The 23,572-nt window shown below is 69.5% G+C and carries 21 protein-coding genes; 16 read left to right on the top strand and 5 right to left on the bottom strand.

Going from position 1 to position 23,572, the window contains the following annotated elements; translation table 11 throughout:
• Positions 1 to 74 precede the first annotated feature (74 nt).
• Positions 75 to 2,003, bottom strand: coding sequence for a molecular chaperone HtpG (htpG, locus tag DLJ53_RS30995; RefSeq protein ID WP_111352191.1), 1,929 nt, complete (start codon positions 2,001 to 2,003; stop codon positions 75 to 77).
• Between the two features lie 127 nt (positions 2,004 to 2,130).
• On the opposite strand from htpG, the gene DLJ53_RS30990 reads away from it, so the two are divergent.
• The 15 genes from DLJ53_RS30990 to DLJ53_RS36570 all read left to right on the top strand — a co-directional run bounded on the left by DLJ53_RS30990 (position 2,131) and on the right by DLJ53_RS36570 (position 15,809).
• On the top strand, positions 2,131 to 2,514 hold the full coding sequence (locus DLJ53_RS30990; RefSeq protein WP_111352190.1) for a DUF2794 domain-containing protein: 384 nt from the start codon (positions 2,131 to 2,133) through the stop codon (positions 2,512 to 2,514).
• Between the two features lie 26 nt (positions 2,515 to 2,540).
• Positions 2,541 to 3,641 carry an endonuclease/exonuclease/phosphatase family protein gene (locus DLJ53_RS30985; RefSeq protein ID WP_111352211.1) on the top strand — a complete coding sequence of 367 codons (1,101 nt, stop codon included), beginning with the start codon at positions 2,541 to 2,543 and terminating at the stop codon, positions 3,639 to 3,641.
• 46 nt (positions 3,642 to 3,687) lie between these two features.
• Positions 3,688 to 4,455: a class I SAM-dependent methyltransferase gene (locus DLJ53_RS30980; RefSeq protein ID WP_146620151.1), complete on the top strand. Its 768-nt coding sequence runs from the start codon at positions 3,688 to 3,690 to the stop codon at positions 4,453 to 4,455.
• A gap of 124 nt (positions 4,456 to 4,579) precedes the next feature.
• Positions 4,580 to 5,146 (top strand): NifU family protein, encoded by a 567-nt coding sequence (locus DLJ53_RS30975; protein ID WP_111352188.1) that lies wholly within the window; start codon positions 4,580 to 4,582, stop codon positions 5,144 to 5,146.
• Entirely contained in the window at positions 5,143 to 5,769 is a 627-nt protein-coding gene (tsaB, locus tag DLJ53_RS30970) for a tRNA (adenosine(37)-N6)-threonylcarbamoyltransferase complex dimerization subunit type 1 TsaB (RefSeq protein WP_162409728.1), read from the top strand. The genes DLJ53_RS30975 and tsaB overlap by 4 nt, the downstream gene beginning before the upstream one ends.
• A 50-nt stretch (positions 5,770 to 5,819) precedes the next feature.
• Positions 5,820 to 6,341, top strand: coding sequence for a GNAT family N-acetyltransferase (locus DLJ53_RS30965; RefSeq protein ID WP_226583040.1), 522 nt, complete (start codon positions 5,820 to 5,822; stop codon positions 6,339 to 6,341).
• Positions 6,341 to 7,159 (top strand): lyso-ornithine lipid O-acyltransferase, encoded by an 819-nt coding sequence (gene olsA, locus DLJ53_RS30960; RefSeq protein WP_226582967.1) that lies wholly within the window; start codon positions 6,341 to 6,343, stop codon positions 7,157 to 7,159. The genes DLJ53_RS30965 and olsA overlap by 1 nt, the downstream gene beginning before the upstream one ends.
• Before the next feature lie 7 nt (positions 7,160 to 7,166).
• Positions 7,167 to 8,516, top strand: coding sequence for a tRNA (N6-isopentenyl adenosine(37)-C2)-methylthiotransferase MiaB (gene miaB, locus DLJ53_RS30955; RefSeq protein WP_111352186.1), 1,350 nt, complete (start codon positions 7,167 to 7,169; stop codon positions 8,514 to 8,516).
• A 2-nt stretch (positions 8,517 to 8,518) separates the two neighbouring features.
• A complete protein-coding gene (locus tag DLJ53_RS30950) occupies positions 8,519 to 9,505 on the top strand; it encodes a PhoH family protein (protein ID WP_111352185.1) in 987 nt (328 codons plus the stop codon).
• A 5-nt stretch (positions 9,506 to 9,510) separates the two neighbouring features.
• Positions 9,511 to 10,011, top strand: coding sequence for an rRNA maturation RNase YbeY (gene ybeY / locus DLJ53_RS30945; RefSeq protein ID WP_111352184.1), 501 nt, complete (start codon positions 9,511 to 9,513; stop codon positions 10,009 to 10,011).
• Between the two features lie 211 nt (positions 10,012 to 10,222).
• A complete protein-coding gene (locus DLJ53_RS30940; RefSeq protein WP_202913448.1) occupies positions 10,223 to 11,026 on the top strand; it encodes a hemolysin family protein in 804 nt (267 codons plus the stop codon).
• A 113-nt stretch (positions 11,027 to 11,139) separates the two neighbouring features.
• Positions 11,140 to 12,624 (top strand): apolipoprotein N-acyltransferase, encoded by a 1,485-nt coding sequence (lnt, locus tag DLJ53_RS30935; RefSeq protein ID WP_162409726.1) that lies wholly within the window; start codon positions 11,140 to 11,142, stop codon positions 12,622 to 12,624.
• 200 nt (positions 12,625 to 12,824) lie between these two features.
• The gene (locus DLJ53_RS30930) at positions 12,825 to 13,250 is read left to right on the top strand and encodes a helix-turn-helix domain-containing protein (RefSeq protein WP_111352208.1); all 426 of its coding nucleotides are present in this window, start codon (positions 12,825 to 12,827) and stop codon (positions 13,248 to 13,250) included.
• A gap of 203 nt (positions 13,251 to 13,453) precedes the next feature.
• Entirely contained in the window at positions 13,454 to 14,629 is a 1,176-nt protein-coding gene (gene metK, locus DLJ53_RS30925; RefSeq protein WP_111352181.1) for a methionine adenosyltransferase, read from the top strand.
• Positions 14,601 to 15,809 carry a GNAT family N-acetyltransferase gene (locus tag DLJ53_RS36570; RefSeq protein WP_162409724.1) on the top strand — a complete coding sequence of 403 codons (1,209 nt, stop codon included), beginning with the start codon at positions 14,601 to 14,603 and terminating at the stop codon, positions 15,807 to 15,809. Before metK ends, DLJ53_RS36570 begins: the two co-directional genes overlap by 29 nt.
• Positions 15,810 to 15,884: 75 nt before the next feature.
• Here the strand turns inward: DLJ53_RS36570 and DLJ53_RS30915 are convergent, their stop codons facing one another.
• From DLJ53_RS30915 to DLJ53_RS30900, 4 genes are all read right to left on the bottom strand, one after another.
• Positions 15,885 to 17,009: a Gfo/Idh/MocA family protein gene (locus tag DLJ53_RS30915; RefSeq protein WP_202913447.1), complete on the bottom strand. Its 1,125-nt coding sequence runs from the start codon at positions 17,007 to 17,009 to the stop codon at positions 15,885 to 15,887.
• A gap of 81 nt (positions 17,010 to 17,090) precedes the next feature.
• Complete coding sequence (locus tag DLJ53_RS30910) at positions 17,091 to 18,086, bottom strand: glycosyltransferase family 2 protein (RefSeq protein WP_162409722.1); 996 nt, start codon at positions 18,084 to 18,086, stop codon at positions 17,091 to 17,093.
• Positions 18,083 to 19,066: an NAD-dependent epimerase/dehydratase family protein gene (locus DLJ53_RS30905; protein ID WP_111352177.1), complete on the bottom strand. Its 984-nt coding sequence runs from the start codon at positions 19,064 to 19,066 to the stop codon at positions 18,083 to 18,085. Before DLJ53_RS30905 ends, DLJ53_RS30910 begins: the two co-directional genes overlap by 4 nt.
• Before the next feature lie 30 nt (positions 19,067 to 19,096).
• Complete coding sequence (locus DLJ53_RS30900; RefSeq protein WP_111352176.1) at positions 19,097 to 21,376, bottom strand: NADP-dependent malic enzyme; 2,280 nt, start codon at positions 21,374 to 21,376, stop codon at positions 19,097 to 19,099.
• A gap of 340 nt (positions 21,377 to 21,716) precedes the next feature.
• Here DLJ53_RS30900 and DLJ53_RS30895 point away from each other — a divergent pair, with 340 nt between their 5' ends.
• The gene (locus DLJ53_RS30895; protein WP_162409720.1) at positions 21,717 to 23,438 is read left to right on the top strand and encodes a methyl-accepting chemotaxis protein; all 1,722 of its coding nucleotides are present in this window, start codon (positions 21,717 to 21,719) and stop codon (positions 23,436 to 23,438) included.
• Positions 23,439 to 23,572 lie beyond the last annotated feature (134 nt).

Genomic DNA, 23,572 nt, shown 5'->3' with positions numbered 1-23,572 from the left:
GACCAACCCGCGCGCGGCCGGGCCCGGCGCGGTCATGGCCGGCGGCCCGGCCGGAACCGGGCGCCGGTCGGCGGTCAGGAGGCGGCGTCGCCGCCGGAGTCGGCGCCCTCGACCGCGATGCTGTCGGCATGGTCCGGCAGGGCCGGGCTCTTCACGTAGGCCGACATCGCCGACACCAGCTTGTCGGCGAACTCGGCCGGATCGGAGGGGACGTCGCCGTCCATGATCTGCGCCACGCCGAGGAGGAGCCAGGCGGCATCGCCGATGGTGTCGGCCGCGCCGCCGGTCGCTGCGCGCGCCGAGAGCGTCTTGATCAGCGGGTGCGACGGGTTCAGCTCCAGGATCGGCTTGGCGCCGAGGCCCTGGCCCTGGCGGCCGACGATCTTCTCGAGCTGCAGGTCGTAGCCGAAGTCCGAAGCGACGAGGCAGGCGGGGCTGGTGGCGAGCCGCGTCGAGGTCTTCACCTCGCTGACCCGCTCGCCCAGCGTGTCCTTGATGAGGGCTGAGAGGGTGGCGATGTCGCTCGCCTTGGCCGAATCCGGCACGTGGCGCTTGTCGGTGACCGGGATCTGCTCGAGATCGGCCGAACCCTGCGTCACGGACTTGAAGGGCTTGCCCTCGAAGCCGAGCGCCGTGCGCACCCAGAAGGCGTCGACCGGGTCGGAGAGCAGCAGCACCTCGACGTCGCGGGCCTTGAAGCCCTCGAGGTGCGGCGATGCGGCGAGACGGGCCTGATCGTCGCCGACCGCGTAGTAGATCGCGGTCTGGTTGGGCTTCATGTCCTCGACGTAGCGGGCGAGCTTGCGGCCGCCCTCGGGGTGCGTCGTGGAGCGGAAGCGGGTGAGGGCGAAGAGCTCGTCGCGCCGTTCCGCGTCCTCGTAGATGCCTTCCTTGAGGACCGCGCCGAACGCGTCCCACACCTTGGCGTAGGTCTCCTCGTCGGTGTCGGCGAGCTTGCGCATCTCGGTGAGCACGCGGCGGGCCAGCGCGCTCTTCATCTGCGTCAGCGTCGGGTTGGTCTGCAGCATCTCGCGGCTGAGATTGAGCGGCAGGTCCTCCGAATCGACGAGGCCGCGCACGAAGCGCAGGTATGGCGGCAGGAGCTGAGCGTCGTCGGTGATGAAGACGCGGCGGACGTAGAGCTTGATGCGGCCCTTGCGGTCCGGGTCGAAGAGGTCGAACGGCTGCATCGACGGTACGAACAGGAGGCAGGTGTACTCCTGCCGCCCCTCGACGCGGGCATGCACCGTCAGCGCCGGGTCGTCGAAGGCGCCGGCGGTGAAGCGGTAGAACTCGGTATATTCCTCGTCGCTGATCTCGGACTTCGGCTTGGCCCAGAGGGCGGTGCCGTCGACGAGCTCACGTGTCTCCTCGCCCGCCAGCAGCTTGATCGGCACGGGGACGTGGGCGGAGTGGTGGCGCACCAGCCGCTCGATGGTGGCGGCCTGCGCGTATTCCTTGTGGTCGTCGCGCAGGGTCAGCTCGACGCGGGTGCCGCGCTCGGGCCCTTCCTCGGCGGGGGCGATGGTGAACTCGCCCGAGCCGTCCGAGGTCCAGCGCCAGGTTTCGCTCGAGCCGGCCGCGCGGGAGACGACCGACACCTCGGTCGCGACCATGAAGGCGGAATAGAAGCCGACGCCGAACTGGCCGATGAGGGCCTTGCCCTGATCCTTCTCCTCGAGCGCCTGGCGGAACTTCTCGGTGCCGGACCGCGCCATGGTGCCGAGGTGGTCGATCAGTTCGTCCCGCGTCATGCCGACGCCGTTGTCGGAGATGGTGAGGCGTCCGGCGTCAGGATCGGGGACGATTTCGATCGCAAGCGTGTCGCCGCCGGTCAGGCCCGGATCGGTCAGCGCCATCTGGCGCAGCTTTTCGCATGCGTCCGCGGCGTTCGAGATGAGCTCGCGCAAGAACACGTCCGGACTGGAGTAGACCGAGTGCACCATGAGGTGCAGGAGGCGGGCGACGTCAGCTTCGAAGGCGCGTGTTTCTGCTTGGCTCATCGTTTTCTACGTTGAATTGTTCGCACAGGTTGGACACATGCGCCCACGGCGGTGTGCAATCAAGAGGATTGCGCCTCGACGCCATCGGCGGCAGGGTTTGATGGCTAACTGTTCGTGGAGGCAGCCGATGGCGGACGGAGAGGACAGTCGGATCGTGGAGCTTCGGCCCCAATTGCCGGCGCAGTCGCCGGCGCGGAGCCCGGTGCCGCCGATGGTGGCGTTCCACAGGACCGAGCTGTCGCAGATCCTCAGGGTCTACGGACGCATGGTCGCTGCGGGTGAGTGGCGCGATTATGCGATGGACTTCGGCAGGGAGCAGGCCGTCTTTTCGATTTTCCGCCGCATGGGCGAGGTCCCCATGTACCGCGTGACGAAAACCCCGAAGCTGTCCAAGCGGCAGGGCATGTGGGCCGTGGTCTCGGGACACGGGCTGATCCTGAAGCGCGGTCATGACCTCGATTCCGTCCTCAAGGTGTTCGACCGCAGGCGCCTCTCCGTCGTCGGGGAGTGACGGGTGACCGCGATCGCGCGCCGGTCATGTGGCGGTTCCTGCTGGCCCTTTGGGTGACGGCGGTCCCGGCGGCGGCCCAACCTGCGGGCCTTCCGGCGCCGAAGGCTGACGGTGCGGTCCGATTTGCCACCTTCAATGCCGCGCTGACCGACGACGAGCCCGGAGGGCTGGTCGCCCGGCTCGAAGCGGGGGACGGACAGGCGCGCCTCGTCGCCGAAGTCGTCCAGCGGGTGCGGCCGGACGTCCTCCTCCTGCAGGAGCTCGACCGCGACGCCGGGGAGCGCTCGCTGGCGCTGTTCCGCGCGCTCCTCGAGGTCGGCGAGGGCGGGGCTGAGCCGATCCGCTACCCCTACGCCGTCTTTCCGCCGAGCAATACGGGCGTGCCGTCCGGCGTGGACCTCGACGGGGACGGGCGGGCCGGGGGGCCGAACGACGCGTTGGGGTTCGGACACCACCCGGGCCAGTACGCCTTCGCGCTCCTGTCGGTGCATCCCGTCGGCGAGGTGCGGACCTTCGCGAGGCTCCTGTGGCGCGATGTGCCGGAGAGCCTGATTCCGGCGGACTACTATTCCACCGCGGCGATGGCGGTGCAGCCGCTGTCCTCCAAGACGCACCTCGCGGCGCCGATCGCGGTCGGCGGCGCGACGATCACGGTGCTGGCGGCGCACCCGACCCCGCCGGTGTTCGACGACGCGCGGGACTGGAACGGGCGGCGCAACGCCGACGAGATCCGCCTGCTGGCAGCGATCCTCGACGGGGCGGACTGGGCGGTGGACGACGCCGGCGTCGCCGGACCCGCGGGCGGCACCGTGGACGTCGGGGCGGGCGGGGGTCATGCGGTGGTGATGGGCGACCTCAACGCCGACCCGCGGCGCGGTGACAGCCGGCCCGGCGCCATGTCGCCGCTGCTGCGCCACCCGCGCCTCAAGGACGTTGTGCCGCGGGGGAGCGAGGGGGACCGGACGGCCGATTTCGGCGGCGGGATGCGCGTCGACTACGTCCTTCCCACGCGCTCCCTCGAGGTGATCGGGGCGGGTGTCTTCTGGCCGCGCCCTCACGATCCGCTGGCGCGGCTCAACGCCGCGTCCGACCACCGCCTCGTCTGGGTGGACGTCCGCCTGCCTTAGGTGCTCCGTTAGGACCGAGGGCGAAACGGGGCGGGGGGCGTTGGCGATGACGGAAGACGTCGAGTGGCAGGACCATTACGGCCTGCCCCCGTTCGGCAACATGATGCAGCCCGGCCCGAACGCGGCCGAGAACTTCGTGCGGATCGGCAACGAGATCTCGGCCGGGATCCACGCCGCGCTGACGCGGCACTGCGGGCCGGACCTGAGCCAGAAGCGGATCCTCGAGTTCGGCTGCGGCATCGGCCGGCTGGTGATGCCGCTGCGGTACCGGCACGGCTACCCGAGCGACGCCTGCGACGTCAGCGGCTGGTGCATCGGCTACCTGAAGCGGGCGGTAAGCGACGTGCGGTTCCGGCAGACGCCGAACGACCCGCCGCTGCACTACCGGCCGCGGGTGTTCCACGCGCTCTACAGCGTCTCGGTCTTCACCCATCTGCCCTACGAGCGGCAGCGGCCCTGGCTCGCGGAGCTGCACCGCATCCTGCGGCCAGGCGGCATCGCGGTGGTGACGACCTCGGGTTACCGGGCGCTGCGTTACCGGCGCGAGCAGCGCCGCCAGCCCTACTGGACCGGCGTCTCGGACGAGGATCTGCGCACCCGCGGCATCATCTACTCCGACCATGGCGTCGACATCGCCAACCACGACGGCGTCGAGGACGCGTACGGCTACACGGCGCACTCCCCGGACTATATCCGCGACACCTGGTCGGACATCTTCGAGGTGGTGGAGCAGATTCCCGCGGCGGCCGGCCTTCAGGACATCAATGTGCTGCGGCGCGCCGTACAGGGCGGCAAGGCTGGCGGCGCCGCATGAGACACGGGTTATAGGCTCCGGCATACAGGCGGTTGCCGAGCGGCGTTGTGGCGAGGCGGCGGTACGCCTATGTTCCGGGGAGACTTCGCGGCGGCCTTTGAACCGCCTGGGGAGAGAGAGATCGATGTTCATTCAGACCGAAGCCACACCGAACCCCGAGACGCTGAAGTTCCTGCCCGGCAAGCCGGTCATGGACGCCGGCGTCCTCGACTACACCGCGCCGGAGGATGCGGCCTCCTCGCCGCTCGCCCGCCGCCTGTTCGCGGTGGAGGGCGTCACCGGCGTCTTCCTGGGGTCCGACTTCATTTCCGTATCCAAGGACGCGACGCCCTGGCCGCACCTCAAGCCGGCCGTGCTCGGCGCGATCATGGAGCACTACCTCTCGGGCGACCCGGTGATCGAGGACGGCGCCGTGGTCGAGGCGACGGCCGACGGTGAGGAGGACTTCCTCGAGGAGGACGCCTCCACCGTGGCGATGATCAAGGAGATCCTCGACGAGCGGGTCCGCCCGGCGGTTGCCGGCGACGGCGGCGACATCATCTTCCGCGCCTACCGCGACGGCGTCGTCTCGCTGGCGATGCGCGGGGCCTGCGCGGGCTGCCCGTCGTCGACGATGACGTTGCAGATGGGAATCCAGAACCTGCTGAAGCACTTCATCCCCGAGGTCCGCGAGGTTCGCCCCGTCGCGTGACCTTCACGCTCGCCATCGACACAGCCCTGGCGCATTGCCAGGCCGCGCTCATCGACGAGGCGGGACACGTCGCCGCCTACGCCGGCGCACCCGCGCAGGGTGACGCCGAGGCGATCGTCGACCATGTCGCAGCCGTTCTCGCCGAGGCGGGCGCCAGCTTCGACGACGTCGCGCGCGTAGCGGTCACCGTCGGGCCGGGGTCCTTTACGGGCGTTCGCGTCGGCGTCGCCTACGCGAAGGGTGTCGCGTTCGCGCGGCAGATCCCGGCGGTGGGCGTCACCACGCTCGAGGCCATGGCGCACATGGCCGGCGGCTCGGTCCTTGCGGCGATCGACGCCCGGCACGGCGCGGTGTTCGCGCTCCTCTCGGTGGAGGGGCCGATCAAGATGAAGCGGATGGCCGTCGACGAGGCGCTGGAGCTCGCCAAGGACGTCGGCGCCGGCGTGGTCGGTCCGGCGGACGCCGTGGCCGCGCTCGGCGAGGGCGAGGTGATCGAGCGGATCGACCTTCGTGCGGTCGCCGCGCTGGCGGGCGGGGACCCGGATGGCCGGGAGCCCACACCGCTCTATCTCGCGCCCGTCGACGCCCGGCCCCAGACGCATAAAGTTCTGGCGCGGGCGTGATGGTTGTGGCCAACTCTCAGGATGCGGTTGAAGGCTCTCCCTCTGTGATCATGGGGCTATTCTCGGTCCCCCGCGCGGTCGATACCGTGCGCCCGTCCGACTACGACACACTGGAGGAGATCCACGCGGAATCCTTCCTCGCCCCCTGGTCGGCAGACGAGATGGCGGCGCTGAACGACGGTCCGGGCGTCACCACCTTCGTCGCCCGCCGCGTCAGCGCGACGTCGAGCCGCCGGCCGATCGGGTTCATCACCGTGCGCCGCGCCGCGGACGAGGCGGAAATCCTGACCATGGCGGTCGCGCCACGGCAGCGCCGGTCCGGCGTCGGCCGCCTGTTGCTCGACCGCGCGCTGCGCCATCTCTATGCCGAGCGCGTCGCGGACGTGTTCCTGGAGGTCGACCCCAGCAACACCTCCGCCGTCGCGCTCTACACCAGGGCCGGGTTCAAGACGGTGGGCGAGCGGCCGGACTACTATTCCAAGAGCGGGGGCGCCCGGCAAAAGGCGCTCACCATGAAACTGACGTTCAAACAGCCCGAGTTTCATGGGCTGCCCACAGGAGCCTCTGCCTAGTGTCGTTGATCCGCGCGGTTTTCGTGATCCTCGGCCTCATCGTGACATCGCTGGTGCTGATCCCCTGTCAGCTCGTCGCCATGGCGTTCGGCTGGACCAGGGCGCTGCGGGTGCTGCCCTGGTGGTGGCACCGCGCCGCGATCTGGCTCCTCGGCATCCGTGTCCACGTCCACGGCACCCCGTCGCCGGCGCGCCCGCTCCTCATCACCGCGAACCACGTGTCCTGGCTCGACATCACGGTGATCGGTTCGATCATGCCGCTCAGCTACATCGCCAAGTCCGAGGTGGCGGGCTGGCCGATCTTCGGCATCCTCGCCAAGCTGCAGCGCACGGTCTTCGTCGAGCGGGAGCGGCGGTCGAGGACCGGCGCCGTCGCGGGCGAGATTGCCGAGCGGATGGCCGGCGGCGACGTGATGGTCCTCTTCGCGGAGGGGACGAGCTCGAACGGCACGCACGTCCTGCCGTTCAAGTCGTCGCTCGTGGGCGGCGCGGCGAAGGCGATTGAGGCGGCCAAGGGTCAGGCGACGGTGCAGCCGCTCGCCATCAACTACACCCACCTCGACGGCATGCCGATCGGGCGGTTTTATAAGTCCCGTGTCGCGTGGTACGGCGACATGGAGATGGCGTCGCACCTGTGGTGGGTACTGCGGCATGGTGTCATCGACGTCAACGTGGCCTTCGGCGAGGCGGTGCCCTTCAATGGCGGCGCCGAACGCAAGGCCATGACCCGGACCGTCGAGGCGACCGTGCGGCGCCTGGTCGGAGAAGCGACGGCGGGACGGCTCAAGGAGAGCGACGCCGTGTTGGAGCCCCATTAGGACTGGCATGGAAAAGCGCGCCTTCATCAAGAGCTACGGCTGCCAGATGAACGTTTACGACGCCACGCGCATGGCCGATCAGCTGCGCGCGGCGGGCTTTCGTGTCGTCGACGAGGCGGAGGGCGCCGACCTCGTCCTCCTCAACACGTGCCATATCCGGGAGAAGGCCGCCGAGAAGGTCTATTCCGAGCTCGGCCGCCTCAAGGGCGCGGTGGGCGCCTCCGGCGAGCCGACGATGATCGGTGTCGCGGGGTGCGTCGCGCAGGCCGAGGGGGAGGAGATCATCCGCCGCCAGCCGCGCGTCGACTTCGTCGTCGGCCCGCAGGCCTACCATCACCTGCCCGACCTCATCGCCGAGGCGGGGAAGGGGGCCAAGCCGGTCGCGACCGACCTCGACGAGGACAAGTTCGAGCACCTCGCCCGCCCCAACCGGCGCAGCGTGACCGCGCGCGGCGTGACGTCGTTCCTGACGGTGCAGGAAGGGTGCGACAAGTTCTGCGCCTTCTGCGTCGTACCCTACACCCGCGGCGCCGAGGTCTCCCGGCCGATGGCGGACGTGATGGACGAGGCGCTGCAGCTCGTCGACGGGGGCGTGCGCGAGATCACGCTGCTCGGCCAGAACGTCAACGCCTACCACGGGGCGGACGGGAAGGGCGGGACGGTGACGCTCGCCGGCCTCGTCGACCGCCTCGCGGGCATCGAGGGTCTGGCGCGCATCCGTTTCACCACCAGCCACCCCAACGATATGGGTGAAGATCTGGTTTTGGCGCATCGCGATCAGCCCAAGCTGATGCCATACTTGCACTTGCCGGTTCAGGCCGGTTCGGATCGAGTCTTGAAGGCGATGAACCGCAAGCACACCGCCGCGCGCTATTCCGAGCTGATTGCCCGCATCCGCGAGGCCCGGCCCGATCTCGCGCTGTCGGGCGACTTCATCGTCGGCTTCCCTGGTGAGAGCGACGAGGATTTCGAGGCGACTATGACGCTGGTGCGCGAAGTGAACTATGCGTCCGCTTACTCGTTCAAGTATTCGCCGCGACCCGGCACTCCGGCAGCCAGCCGCGAGGACCAGGTCCCGGCCGAGGTCGCGAGTGAGCGGCTGCAGCGCCTGCAGGCCCTGCTGACGGCGCAGCAGAAGGCGTTCAACGCCGGCTGCGTCGGCCGACGGGTGCCGGTCCTGCTGGAAAAGGCCGGGCGCCGGAGCGACCAGCTGGTCGGCCGCTCGCCCTACCTGCAGCCGGTCCACGTCCCGGCGTCGGCGGGGGCGATCGGCGACATCGTGGAGGTCGCGATCACCGCAGCCGAAGGCAACTCGCTGTTCGGCGAGGTGGTCTCCGAACGGAGTGCAGCGGCTTGACGATGCCATCGGAGGTGGAGACCGTCACACTCGCCTTCGACGACAACCGGCTCGCCTCGGACCTCTTCGGTCAGTTCGATCAGCATCTCGCGGTGCTGGAGAACAAGCTCGACGTGACCACGGCCGCGCGCGGCAACGAGGTCTCGATCCAGGGCACCGAGGAGGCGTGCGCGCAGGCCCGGATTGCGTTGCAGCACCTGTATTCGCGCCTCAAGAAGGGGCACGACATCCGCATCGCGGACGTCGACGGCGCCGTTCGCATGGCGCGCGCCAAGGACCGCCAGCTGTCGCTGCCGTCCATCGACCATCCGCGCTCCGTCGGCTCGATCTCGACGCGCAAGAAGACCGTCGAGGCCCGTTCGCCGACGCAGAACACCTACATCCGCGCGATGGAGGAGAACGAGCTGGTGTTCGGCGTCGGCCCGGCCGGCACCGGCAAGACCTTCCTCGCCGTCGCCTTCGCCGCGCAGTGCCTCGAGCGGGGTCTGGTGGAGCGGATCATCCTGTCGCGGCCGGCGGTGGAGGCGGGCGAACGCCTCGGCTTCCTGCCCGGCGACATGAAGGAGAAGGTGGACCCGTACCTGCGCCCGCTCTACGACGCGCTCTACGAGATGATGCCGGCCGACAAGGTCGAGCGCGGTCTTCAGAGCGGCGTGATCGAGGTGGCGCCGCTCGCGTTCATGCGCGGCCGCACCCTGACGCACGCGGTCGCGATCCTCGACGAGGCGCAGAACACGACGTCGATGCAGATGAAGATGTTCCTCACCCGTCTCGGCGAGGGCAGCCGCATGATCGTCACCGGCGACCCGTCACAGGTCGACCTGCCGCGCGGCACCATCTCCGGCCTGCACGAGGCGACGCGCGTCCTGCACGGCGTCGAAGGCATCGGCCGCGTCCGGTTCCGGGCCGAGGACGTGGTTCGTCATGAGCTTGTCGCACGGATCGTGGCAGCATATGATCAGGAAACCGCGCGACAGGATGAACCGTGAGCGAAATGCTCGATGAGGACGTGACCGCTGGTCCCGCCTCGTTTCAGGCCAGTGTACGGACGGACGATACCCGCTGGTCGTCGATGGACCCCGTCGCAATCACCGACATGGTGCTGACGGCCATCGCAGCTTCGGGCAGCGCGCCGTCCTATAATGCTTCGTGTGATGTCCTCTTCTCCGACGACGCGGCGTTGCAGGACCTCAACACCCGCTTTCGGGAGAAGAACGCGCCGACGAATGTCCTCGCGTTCCCCTCGGGGGAGGCGGTGACGATCGGAGAACCGTGCTTTTTGGGTGGCATCGCCATCTCGTTCGACCGTTGTGATGCGGAATCGAAGGAGAGGGGGATTTCGATGACGGACCACACCACCCATCTGACGGTGCATGGCGTGCTGCATCTCCTCGGGTTCGATCACATGACCGACGAGGAGCGTGAGGAGATGGAGCGCGTGGAAGTAAGTTTATTGGCAGGGCTCGGCATTGCCGACCCCTATGAGGGGAGCTGAAGGGGCGCATTCTCGCGCCGAAAGGACCATGGCCGACGCTGATAGTCCCCGCGCGGCCGGACCGAACGGTCTGGTCGCCGCAAATCACCACCGCGAGTCCGAAGAACGCTGGTTCGACCGCATTCTGACGGCTTTCGGCCTTCGTGGAAACGAAGGCCTCCGCGAGAATCTCGCCCAGGCCCTCAATGATGAGGGGGGCGGAGAGGACGCGATGTTCAACGCCGAGGAACGGCGTTTGCTCCTCAACATCCTGTCGCTGCGCGACGTCCGGATCCTCGACGTGATGATCCCGCGCGCCGACATCGACTCCGTGCCCGAGACGATCACCCTCGGCGACCTCATGAAGACCTTCCGCGAGGCGGGGCATTCCCGTCTGCCGGTCTATCGCGAGACGCTCGACGACCCGGTCGGCTTCGTGCACGCCAAGGACGTGATGATCCGCGTCGCGCAGGAGGCGATGGACGAGGATGCCATCCGCCTCGGCAGCGTCGATCTCTCGCGACCGCTGTCGAAGATGAACATCATCCGGCCGATCCTCTTCGTGCCGCCGTCGATGCCGGCCATGGACCTCATGGTGCGCATGCAGGCCAACCGCACCCAGCTCGCCCTCGTTGTCGACGAGTACGGCGGGACGGACGGCCTCGTCTCGCTCGAGGACCTGATCGAGACTGTCGTCGGCGACATCGAGGACGAGTACGACTGGCCCGACGAGCCGACGCTGACGCGTACCGACGACGGGGCGTGGATCGCCGACGCGCGCGTCGACATCGACGACTTCCAGCAGGAGGCCGGCGTCACCTTCCCCGAGAACGACATGTTCGAGGACGTCGACACCCTGGGCGGGGTCGTGTTCGCCCTTCTCGGCCGGGTGCCTGTGCGCGGCGAGATCGTCACGTCCGATGACCTGCCAGGCGTGGAGTTCGAGGTGCTGGAAGCGGATCTGCGACGTATCGTGCGGGTCAAGGTCACGATCCACCAGGAAGCGCTGGAAGAGCGCTCGCACGACGCGGCCTGATCTTGCGGCCGCTCGACAAGGCGCGTCGCGGGCCCGGTCCCGCCGCGCCGTCCCGGGAGGAGGGCGCTGGCACCTCCGTCCCGCGTCTCTTTCGGTGGGCCTCGGCGCGGGTCGTGGCCGCCGTCCTCTGCGGCGCCGTCCTGGCGCTGACCCTCCCTCCGTTCGACATCCTCCCGGCGCTCGCCGCCTACTCCGGGCTCGCCCTTCTCGCGGCGGCGGGGGACGCGTGCGCCCGGCGGCGCATCTGGCACCGCGCGGCGCTCGGCGCGGCGTTCGGGTTCGGCTTCCACCTCGCCGGCCTCTGGTGGATCGGCGAGGCCTTCCTCGTCGACGCGGAGAAGTTCGGCGCGCTGCTGCCGCTTGCCGTCGTCGGCCTGCCGCTCCTCCTCGCGCCGTTCCATGCCCTCGCGGTTGCGCTCGCCGGCTTCGCGCCCCGGGGGTTCGCGCGCCGGACGGTTGCATTGTGCGCCGCGCTGGCGCTGACGGAGTGGCTCCGCGGCTTCGCCTTCACCGGCTTTCCGTGGAACATCCCGGCGGCGCAGATCTCGTCCTGGCTGCCGCTGGTCCAGCCTGCCGCGCTGGTGGGGGTCGCCGGGCTGGCGCCGTTCGCGGTGCTGCTGGGCTGCCTGCCGGCGCTCCTCCTCGCGCGGGAGTGGCGTGTGTCGGGCGCCGTTCTCGCGCTGACGGCCGTCATTGCCGCCTATGGCGCGAACCGCCTCACCCAGGAGGCACAACCGCTCGACGGCGCGCGAGTACGCATCGTGCAACCGTCCATTCCGCAGAACGAAAAGTGGCGGGCGTCGAGCCGGGCGGACATTTGGACAAGGCTGCTCGACCTCACCGCGGAGCCGGGCGAGGACGGGACCCGTCCGCCGGTCGTGGTATGGCCGGAGACGGCGCTGCCGTTCATCTACCGCACGCCCAGCCTGGAACAATACGACCTGGCGCGGGCGCTCGGGCCGGGCCGCACGCTGATCACCGGCGCGGTGGAGCTGGAGCGCACGGACGCGGGCGAGCGCGCCACCAATAGCATATTTGTCATCAACGAAGACGGCGAACGTATCGACCGGTACGACAAGGCGCACCTGGTCCCGTTCGGAGAGTATTTGCCCTTTTCGGGCGTGTTGTCCTGGCTGGGGCTGGATGCGCTCGCGGCAGGGTCGAGCGAGTTCGCCTCCGGGGACCCCCGCGATATCTTGCAGGTCCCGGGTCTGCCCGACGCTCGTCCGCTTATTTGCTACGAGGCGATTTTCGCGCAACCGTCGGGTGGTAATCGACCGAAGTGGATCGTCAACCTGACAAATGATGCCTGGTTCGGGGACACGCCGGGGCCGTACCAACACTTGCGTCTTGTCAGGCTGCGCGCGATCGAGTCCGGGCTTCCCACCGTCCGTGTCGCGAATACGGGCCTGTCGGGCCTGATCGATCCCTACGGACGCGTAATGAATGAAATTTTGCTAAACCAGTTGGCTTTTCGTGACATTTCGCTAAGTGAAAGTGTCTCGACGCTGTACTCGCGTGTGGGTAACGGGCCGTTCTTCCTGATCGTCGCCCTACTACTCGCGTGGGTTGCGTCGAGACGGCGGTTCGCGGGCTGACATAAGGCAATTCGTATAAATGTGTGGACGGGACAAGCCCGCCGCACTTCACGGATAACACTTTTAACTTGAGGCGACGCAACCAGGTAGGGTAAAGGTTGTTCGTCTCCCGCAACCCGAGGCGACCTTCGGGTCGGCAACGCTTCGATACTGTGTTGGAGCGCATCGTGTTTGAGGGGAATATGAAACGGGTTGAGGTCATGGCGCCGCGCAAACAGCCGAATCCGATCGATATTCACGTCGGTAGTCGTCTGAAGTTGCGCCGAACGATGGTCGGAATGACGCAAGAAAAGCTGGGCGACCAGCTTGGTGTGACCTTCCAGCAAGTCCAGAAATACGAGAAGGGTGCGAACCGGATCGGCGCAAGCCGGCTCCAGGAGATCGCCCGAATTCTTTCCGTCCCCGTCGCCTACTTCTTCGAAGACGCGAAGGACAATGCTCCCGAGCCGGACCGGAATATGGAATACGGTTTCGCCGAGGATATGACGGCCTCGTTCGACTTACCACAGGTTCCGAGTGGCGAAGCACACGCCCTGGCACGGGCGTTCAGCCGGATTTCGGACGCGCGAATTCGTCGCCGGATCATCGATCTTGTGGAGACTCTGGCTGACGGACAACGTCCGTAACCCACTGAGGGTTCAGTCACGTCTGTTATGCAACCTGCTCAATGGGTTGAAATTACATCGCTCTGTTGACGTAGACATGGCGATCTGATTGATGGTTGCGCCGCCCGCGATGGACCCCTTTCGCGGAGCGGTGCGTTGTGCGTTTTTCGCCAGCGCGTGTGTCCCCAGGGCGGCGGAGCCCCAAAACCCGGAAAGATACTCAATTGGCGCGGCAATCCTACTTGTTCTCGAGTGAGTCCGTCTCGGAAGGGCACCCCGACAAGGTGTGCGATCGGATCAGCGACGCGGTCGTCGATCTCTTCCTCGGAGAAATGCCCGAGGCGCGCGTCGCATGTGAGACCCTCGCGACCACCAATCGCGTTGTCATCGCCGGCGAAACCCGCGGTCCGGACTCCATTACGCCTGAAAAGATCGAGGAAGTCGCGCGCAACGCGATCCGCGATATCGGCTACGAGCAGGACGGCTTCCACTGGAAGACGGCGGACGTGGCCGTTCACCTGCACGCCCAGTCCGCTCACATTGCCCAGGGCGTCGACGCCTCCGGCAACAAGGACGAAGGCGCGGGCGATCAGGGCATCATGTTCGGCTATGCCTGCAACGACACGCCGGTCCTCATGCCGGCGGCGATCTACTACTCCCACCAGATCCTCAAGCGTCTCGCCGAAGTTCGTCACGACGGCACCGAGCCCAAGCTCGGCCCGGACGCCAAGAGCCAGGTCACGCTGAAGTTCGAGAACGGCAAGCCCGTGGCCTGCTCCTCGATCGTCCTCTCGACCCAGCACCTCGACGAGGACCTCACCTCCGAGGACGTGCGCGGCATCGTCGAGCCGTACATCCGCGAGGTGATGCCGACCGAGTGGCTGACCGACGACACGATCTGGTACATCAACCCGACCGGCAAGTTCGTCATCGGCGGGCCGGACGGCGACTGCGGCCTGACGGGCCGGAAGATCATCGTCGACACCTACGGCGGTGCGGCCCCGCACGGCGGCGGCGCGTTCTCCGGCAAGGATCCGACGAAGGTGGACCGCTCGGCGGCCTACGCCGCGCGCTACCTCGCCAAGAACGTGGTGGCCGCCGACATGGCCGACCGCTGCACGATCCAGCTGGCCTACGCCATCGGCGTGTCGCAGCCGCTGTCGATCTACGTCGACACCCACGGCACCACCAAGAACGGCCTCACCGACGAAGCCATCGAGCGGTCGATCGCGAAGTCCATGGACCTGTCGCCCCGCGGCATCCGTGAGACGCTGCAGCTCAACCGCCCGATCTACGCCCGTTCGGCCGCGTACGGTCACTTCGGCCGCGAGCCGGAAGCCGATGGCGGGTTCTCCTGGGAGCGGACCGACCTTGTCGAGGCTCTTCGCGGCAACGCCTGACATGGCGCTCGGCCTCGCAGACCATGCGCGGGGCCCCGGCGGGCCGGCAGCGTCTCCGGACGCCCGGCCCCCATCGGCCGACATCGACATCCGCACTGCCGAGCCGAGTGATCGCGCGACCGTTCGCGCGATCATCGTCGACGCGTTCGAGGGGCGGGAGGCCGTCATCGGTCGCCCCCCCGAGCCGCTGTCGCTCGACGTCGCGGACGCCATCGCCACCCGCACCGTGCTCATCGCCAGCATCGGCGGGGAGCCGGGCGGCGTCCTCGTCGCGCATGCGGAGGGGGACGGGGTGATCGACGTCGAGGTCGTCGCCGTCGCCAAGGCCTTCTCGGGCCGCGGCGTCGGTCAGGCGATGATGCGCCGGATCGAGCGGCATGCCCGCCGGTCGGGCGCGCGCATGCTGACGCTCTACACGACCGCCCGCGTTCCCCGGAACCACGAGTTCTATCGCCAGCTCGGCTTCCGCGAGGCGCGGCGCAGCGGCATGTCGACGTTCGAGCGCATCCACTTCGAGAAAACGCTGATCGGCCGGGTGCAGAAGGCGCCGGTGGAGGGCCTCTACGGCCGCCGCCGCGTCCACGGGCACAAGGTCGATGCGGCCTACGACAGCCTCGCGCTGGACCTCGCGCGGCCCGCCGATCTGGCGGCGCTCTTCGGGGACCGCCCGGTGCGGCTGGAAGTCGGCTTCGGCGGTGGCGAGCATCTCCTGCATCACGCCCGGACGACGCCCGGCATCGGCCTCATCGGCGTCGAGCCGTTCGAGACCGGGATGATGCGCACGGCCGCCGCCATCCAGGCCGAGGGCCTCGCCAACGTGCGCCTCTACATGGGCGACGCGCGACAGGTGCTGGACTGGCTGCCGGACGCCTCGCTCGACCGGGTGGACGTCCTCTACCCCGATCCGTGGCACAAGCAGCGCCACTGGAAGCGCCGGTTCATCTCGGCGGACGGGCTCGACCGTCTGGCCCGGACCGTGCGCTCCGGCGGTGTGGTCCGCTTCGCCTCGGACATTCCGCACTACGTGGACTGGACGCGGGCGCACGTCGCCACCCATCCCGAGTTCACGCTCGAGGCGGACCTTGCCGAGCCGTGGCAGGACTGGCCCGGCACGCGCTACGAGGCGAAGGCCTACCGCGAGGGCCGTGTCCCTCGCTACCTCACACTCGTCCGCCGCTGACGCGCTCGCCCGGTTCGGTTCGATCCGGGCGGGCTTTCCCCGCCCGGCGCTCCGACTCCCTCGCCGGGCTCCAGGCTAGGTCTTGAGGCGGGCGGCGAAGGGCATCGGCTCGATGGAGCCGATCCGGGTCGCCATCGTCTGCGCGCCCTGCGTCAGGCCGGCGTTCTGCAGCGCCAGCGTCACTTCGGTCACATGGAGGGCGAGCTCGGGCGACATGCGCGCCGGGCGGCCGCTCGCAATCGCCTCGAGGAGCTCGACCGGGCCGAGGGCGAAGTTCATGCTCGCCGCGCCCCAGCGGCCCTGCTTGCGGTGCGTCTCGCCGGAGAAGCTCAGCCGCCGGCCGACGGGCAGCTCGAGGATCCGCCGCCGCACGGTGACGCGCTTGTGGAAGCGCACCGGCGCCCCGTTCGCCCACGCCTTCTCCTGTTTCAGCACGCCCCGCTCGCCCACCAGCATGATCTCGTGGTTGTGCGGCGCGAGGATCGAGCAGGTGAGGCGCGCGATCACGCCGCTCTCGAATGCCAGGAGCCCGGCGGCGAAGTCCGGCGCCTCGCCCTCGCTCCCGGCGAGGCGGGCCGAGGCGGCGACTACCGTCCGGACCGAGCCGAACGCCTGCATCATCCAGCCGAGGTGATAGCCCGCGTGCTCCAGGGTGCAGCCGGTGGCGTACTCGTCGGCGGCCGGCCAGGGGGCGCCGCTCTCGCTGAGCCACCTGTCGGTCGGGGCCTGGCGGATGAAGCCGTCGTCCATCTCCGCGTAGGCGAGGCGGACGGGGCCGGCGACGTTCTCGCGCACCGCCGCGGCCAGAAGCTGCGCGCTTTCCCCAAGCTGGTTGCAGGGGGCGGCGCCGATGCGGAGCCCGCGCGACCGCGCAAGCGCGGCGAGGGCGTGCGCGTCCTCCATCGTCATCGCCAGCGGCTTCTCGCTGTAGACGTGGCGGCCGGCCTCGAGGGCGGCCCGGCTCACCTCGAAGTGGGCGGTCGGGTTCGTCAGGTTCAGGACGAGGCCATCCGCCGGGAGCGCCTCGAAGAGCGCCTCGCGGGACGGGAAGAGGGGGATCTTCCAGTGGTCGGTGAACGCCTTGAGCCGCTCTCCCCGGATGTCGAAGGCGCCGACGACCGTCACCTCCGGATAGAGCGAGAGGGAGCGCATGTAGAGGTCGGCGACGAAACCGCAGCCGATGATGGCGACATTGGGCAAGGCAACACTCTCGGCGGCTTGGAGGCCCCCGTCTGCCCGCCGGCGCATGGCCTGGCGAGAGCGGCGGGGCCGGAACGGCGGTCAGGCGGGCGAACGGCGGCTGGCGTCTTCCCAACGATAGAGCGGCAGGCGGCGGGATCGATAGGTGAGCTTGCCCCAGCGGCCGGCCATCGCGATGCGCTGCGCCTGCCGCTCGTCGAGGTCGCCCGCGACGAGCGCCTTCGCGTAGGGCAGGAGCCCGGCCGCGAGCTGGGCGATGGCCACCAGCGGCACGGTGAGCGCCGTCAGCCGTGGGCGGGGGCTGGTGAGGATCGTGACGATGGCGAACGACTGCCCGCCCGCCACCGCGCGCCGGGCGAGGTAGCCGATCTCGCAGCGGCTCGCGGGGATGTCGTCGAAGACCTTCGCGCCGGACATCCAGCCGAAGCGGCGGCCGGCGCGGTGCATGCGCGCCATCAGCAGAAGGTCCTCGCCGCCGTTGGCACCGAGGTAGAAGTCGAATGGCGCGTCCTCGGCCAGCATCGTCTCGCGGCGGAAGACGGTGTTGGAGGTGGCGAGGACGAAGCCCTGGCGAAGCCGCGCCGCGCGGCCCGGCGCGACCTCCGCCCCGTCGGGCAGCGTCGAGGCCCGCGTGAACATCTGCCGGGCCACGAGTCCGGCGTTGTCGGGGGCCGCGAACACCGGCTCGAACGGGCCGAAATAGACGTCGTGGCGGTGCCGGCGGAGCGCCGCCGCGACCGTGGCGAGCCAGCCCGGCGTCACCTCCTGGTCGTCGTCGAGGAAGGCGACGAAGGGGGCGGTCGCCCGCGCGACGGCGGCATTGCGCGCCACCGAGATGTTGGGCGGATGCGCTTCGAGGTAGACGACGTCGAAGGTGAGGGTGGCCGCCGCCTCCTGTACGGCCGCCCGGGCGGACGCCTCGTCGGAGTTGTCGGCGACGATGACGCGGAACGTGGTTGCCGGGGCCGGATCCATCGCCTCCAGCGAGTCGAGGAGCCGCCTGAGCAGCGCCTCGCGGTGAAAGGTGCAGATGACGATGTCGATGGTGAGCGGCTTGGGCGCGGCGCTCTCGCTCACCAGCGCGTCTCCCGGACGGCCTCGGCGATGGCGGCGTCGACGTCACGGTCCGGCGTCCAGCCGAGCGTCTCGCGCGCGGCGGTCGAGACGTAGTGCGCCGGGCGGGCGAAGGTGGCGAGCTCGCCGGCGGTCGGGGCGAGGGCGAGCGCCTCGAAGCCCGGCCCGCCGAGCTTGCGCCAGACCTTCGCCGGGATCGAGGCGGCGACGCGCAGCCTCGCCTCGGTGGGGGAGAGGTCGCGCAGCGGCAGCCCGGCGGCGTCCGCGAGGCGGGTGAAGTAGTCGTTCCAGGTCAGGCTGTCGTCGGCGACGATGTTGAAGGCCTGGAAGCCGTCCGGCGCGCCGGCTGCGGCGACGGTCGCGCTCGCGACCTCGGTGACGTGGACGAGCGGGCAGGGGCCGCTGCCGAGCGATCCGAACCGCCCCCAGTTGCCCGAGGCGATCCGCCGGAGCAGCTTGACCGTCCAGAACGTGCTGTCCGGGCCGTAGACCGCGCCCGGCCGCAGCGCGACGCCGGAGCGCCCCGGCGTTGCCGCCCAGGCCGCCAGCGCGGCCTCGCCGGCCTGCTTCTGCCGCCCGTAGGCGCCGGCCTCGCCCTCCGGCGGGGTCGTCTCGGTCACCTCGCCGGTTCGGGCGCCGTAGTAGGCGATTGAGCTGAAGTAGACGACCCGCCGCACGCCGAGCGCGTCGGCCGCGGCGAGGACCGGCGGGACGTCGCCGGACGGTCCGCTCGCCGCGCCGTAGGCGGCGTGGACGACGACCGTGGGCGCCGGCGCCTCCGCGCCGCCCTTGGGGACGACGCGCGGCTCCCGGTCGATCAGGTTGATCGCGACCGGCGTCACCGCCGGGTCGGCGACGAGTTCGTCGGGGAGGGGCGTGCGGTGGATCGCGGCGAGGACGCGATGCCCCTCCGCCGCGAAGGCCCGCACCAGTGCGCGGCCGATGAACCCGGCCGCGCCGGTGACGAGTACGACCTCAGTCAAGCCTTAACGCCTCACCCCGTCCGAGGTGCCTCAGTTCACGCCGAAGCTTGCGATCGCGGCCATGTTGACGATGTCCGTGTCACGCGCGCCCATCGGGACGATCTGGACCGGCTTGTCCATGCCGACAAGGATCGGGCCGAGCACCGTAGAGCCGCCGAGCTCCTGCAGCATCTTGGTCGCGATCGACGCGCTGTCGAGGGTCGGCATCAACAGGACGTTCGCCGGACCCGACAGGCGGCAGAACGGGTAGGCCTGCATCAACTGCGGGTTGAGGGCGACGTCCGCCGCCATCTCGCCGTCGACCTCGAAGTCCACCCGGCGCTTGGCAAGGATGCGCACCGCCTCCTCGACGCGCAGGGCATGCTCGCCCGGCGGATTGCCGAAGTTGGCGGACGCCAGCATCGCGATGCGCGGCTCGTAGCCGAGGCGGCGCGCCACGCGGGCGGTCTCGACCGCGATGTCGGCGAGATCCTCCGCCGACGGCTCCTCGTTGACGGCCGTGTCGGCGACGATCACCGAGCGCCCGCGCGCCAGCACCAGCGAGACGCCGATGATCTTGTGGCCCGGCTTGGCGTCGATGGCGAGGCGCATCGCGTCGAGCGCGACCGCGTAGTTGCGGGTCACGCCCGTCACCATCGCGTCCGCGTCGCCGAGCGCCACCATGCAGGCGCCGAAGAAGTTGCGGTCCTGGTTGATCATCCGCTGGCAGTCGCGGATCAGGTGCCCCTTGCGCTGCAGCTTGGCGTACAGGAACTGCACGTACTCGGTGTTGCGCTTGGAGAGCCGCGCGTTGGCGATCTCGAGGCCCGGGCGCAGCTCGATGCCGGCCTGGAAGGCCTGCTCGCGCACCGTCTCCTCGCGGCCGATCAGCACCGCGGTGCCAAGTTCCTGGCTGACGAACGAGGATGCGGCGCGGATCACCGCCTCCTCCTCGCCTTCGGCGAACACCACGCGGCGGGGCTGCTGGCGCACCTTGGCGTAGATGCGCGACAGCGAGCCGGCGACGGGGTCGCGCCGCGCCGACAGCTCCTCGGCGTAGCGCTCGATGTCGACGATCGGGCGACGGGCGACGCCGCTCGCCATCGCCGCCTTCGCCACCGCCGGCGGCACCACCGAGATGAGCCGCGGGTCGAACGGCACCGGGATGATGTACTCGCGGCCGAAGCGCGGGCGGTTGCCCTGGTAGGCGGCGGCCACGTCGTCCGGCACGTCCTCGCGCGCCAGGGCGGCGAGCGCCTCGGCGGCGGCGACCTTCATGTCCTCGTTGATGGCGGTCGCCCGCACGTCGAGCGCGCCGCGGAAGATGTAGGGGAAGCCGAGGACGTTGTTGACCTGGTTCGGGTAGTCCGAGCGGCCGGTGGCGACGATCGCGTCGTCGCGGATGTCGGCGACCTCCTCGGGCGTGACCTCCGGGTCGGGGTTGGCCATCGCGAAGATGATCGGGTTCGGCGCCATCGAGGCGACCATGTCGCGCGTCACCGCGCCCTTCACCGACACGCCGAGGAAGACGTCGGCCCCGTCCATCGCCTCGGCGAGGGTGCGCCGGTCGGTCCGCGCGGCGTGGGCGGACTTCCACTGGTTCATGCCCTCTTCGCGGCCGACGTAGATGACGCCCTTGGTGTCGCAAAGGAGGACGTTGTCCGCCGGCACGCCCATCGACTTCACCAGCTCGACGCAGGCGATGCCCGCCGCGCCCGCGCCGTTGCAGACGATGCGCAGGTCCTCGAGCTTGCGCCCGGTGAGGTAGGCGGAATTGATGAGGCCGGCGGCGGCGATGATCGCGGTGCCGTGCTGGTCGTCATGGAACACCGGGATGTCCATGAGCTCTTTCAGCTGGCTCTCGATGATGAAGCAGTCCGGGGCCTTGATGTCCTCGAGGTTGATGCCGCCGAAGGAGGGGCCGAGGTACTTCACCGAGTTGATGAAGGACTCGACGTCCTGCGTGTCGACCTCGATGTCGATGCCGTCGATGTCCGCGAAGCGCTTGAAGAGGACGGCCTTGCCCTCCATCACCGGCTTGGACGCGAGGGCGCCGAGGTTGCCGAGCCCGAGGATCGCCGAGCCGTTCGAGATGACGGCGACGACGTTGCCGCGGGTGGTGTAGTCGAACGCGCGGTCCGGATCCTCGGCGATCGCGCGCACCGGGACGGCGACGCCCGGGGAGTAGGCGAGCGACAGGTCGCGCTGCGTCGCCATCGGCTTGGTGGGCGTCACTTCCAGCTTGCCGGGTCGTCCGCGGCTATGGAAGGTCAGCGCCTCCTGATCGGTAATCGCTGGCCGTCCCCGCCGGCCGCGCTCTGCTGCATCCACGTGCGCACTCCCCAAAAGCGACTTTTGCTCAGACACGTACGCTGTTAGGTGCACCTTCGTCCATCTTGCGCCGCACAATCTGGTGTCTGCAGAGACGCATATTTGAAGAATGCTGATCTGAGCCCGGACGCTCCCGGGTTCGGAGCGCGCAAGGGAAGTCCTCCGCCATCCCGTCGGGCCGACCCGTCGGGCCATGCCCCGCCGCGTTCGGTCCGGGGCCCGCTCGGCGTCCCGGCGGCACGGCGAGCCGCGAAAGTGCGGCCCGGCCGCCGGTCCGCGCAAGCTGCGCGCAATCCAGTCCCGCTATGGCTCGGACGACGGAAGAGGGGACCCACTTGTCATGCTCAATCTCTATCGCCGCTTCTCGATTGCCGGAAAATTGTGGCTGCTCGGAGCGATCAACGTGTTCACGCTCGTGGCGCTGATGTTCCTCGTGCTGCCGCAGGCGAAGGAGGAGGCGATTCAGCGCGAGATCGCCAAGGCCCGGTCCATCGCCGAGACCGCGGCGGGGTCTGCCAAGACCTACCAGGACGCCGTCGCCCGAGGGGAGATGACCCAGGACGAGGCGCTCGCGCAGTGGGGCCAGCTCGTCAACAACATGCTCTACTCCAACGGCAAGGAGTACGTCTTCGCCACGCGGTACGACGGCATCCGCGTCGCCCACGGCGCAAAGCCGGAGACGGTCGGCGACAACGGCCTCGATCCGTCCAATCCCGATTCGGCGCGGATCAACGCGGCGCTGATCGAGATCGCCAAGGCGGGCGGGGGAACGTACGAGTACTTCAACGTCCCGAAGGGCGGGACCGAGCCGATCAAGAAGATCTCCTACGCCCTCCCGGTGCCGGGATGGGACACGTTCGTCGGCACCGGCATCTACCTCGCCCGTGTGGATGCGCAGTTCGCCAGCCTGCAGTGGCTGTGCATCGCCTTCACCGTCGGTGCGTCCATCATCGTCCTCTTCGTCAACTGGCTTACCGCGCGCGACCTCTCCGGCCCGGCCCGCGACCTCGCCAGCCGGGTCGACAGTCTCGCGAACGGCGAGATGGTGCCGGAGAGCGAGTATGCCGGGCGGGCCGACGCGATCGGCTCCATCGCCCGGTCCGTCGGCCGGCTGCGCACCATGGTCATGGAGCGTGAGGAGCTGCAGCGGGCGCAGGCCGAGGCCGAGGCGAAGATGAAGGCCGAGCGGGCCGCCGCCGTGCGCCGCACCGCCGACGACCTCGACGCGAAGGTCGCCAACGTGGTCGACTCGATGCGCGGCGACGTCGGCAAGATGACCGCCCAGGCCGAGAGCCTGCGCGCACTCGCCAAGGAGATGACCGACGACGCCTCCGACATCCTCTCCGCCTGCCAGGACGGCAACGCCAGCGTCCAGACCGTCGCCGCCGCGGCCGAGGAGCTGAGCGCCAGCTCGTCCGAGATCGGCGAGCAGGTGGACGCCGCCGCGGGCCGCGCCCGATCCGCCGTCACCGAGGCGGAAAAGGCCGCCGAGACGCTGCGCGTCCTCGCCAAGACGAGCTCCGACATCTCCGAGGCGACGAAGCTCATCAACGACATCGCCGAGAAGACCAACCTCCTCGCCCTCAACGCCACCATCGAGGCGGCGCGTGCCGGCGAGAGCGGCAAGGGCTTCACCGTCGTCGCCCAGGAGGTGAAGGCGCTCGCCGAGCAGACGGCGAAGGCGACCTCCGAGATCGAGCGCCACATCGAGGCGATGCACAGCGCCGCGACGGCCTCGGTCTCCACCATCGATTCCATCGTCGCCGTGATCGGCGAGGTGTCGGCCAACACGACCGCGATGGCGGCGGCGCTGGAGGAGCAGGGGGTGGCGATCCGCGAGGTGACCGAGAGCATCGCCCAGGCCGCCCGCTCCACCGACGCGGTCAGCACCAACATGGGCCGCGTGCGCACCCGCGCCGAGACCACCAACGACGCCGCCGAGGTCGTCCTAAAGACGACCACGGGCATCGACACCGGCAGCTCCGGCCTCAAGTCCACGATCTCCGAGTTCATCAGGGGCCTGCGGGCGTCGAGCGAGGCGGACGTGCGCGCCTCGGCCTGACAGTCGGCGGGCGCCCGCCGGCGGAGCCCCCGCCAGCGGGACCGCGCCGCGCACGGCGCTCGCGTCCGGCAGCCGCCGCCCCTGTCTCACCGGCGACCTCCCCGTGTGGGGCCGGGAGATGACAATGACGACGC

This window comes from Acuticoccus sediminis, assembly GCF_003258595.1.
In the GTDB taxonomy this organism is placed as follows: domain Bacteria; phylum Pseudomonadota; class Alphaproteobacteria; order Rhizobiales; family Amorphaceae; genus Acuticoccus; species Acuticoccus sediminis.
Note: the sequence above shows the minus strand (reverse complement) of the source record. Positions and strands in the feature narration are given on the sequence as shown.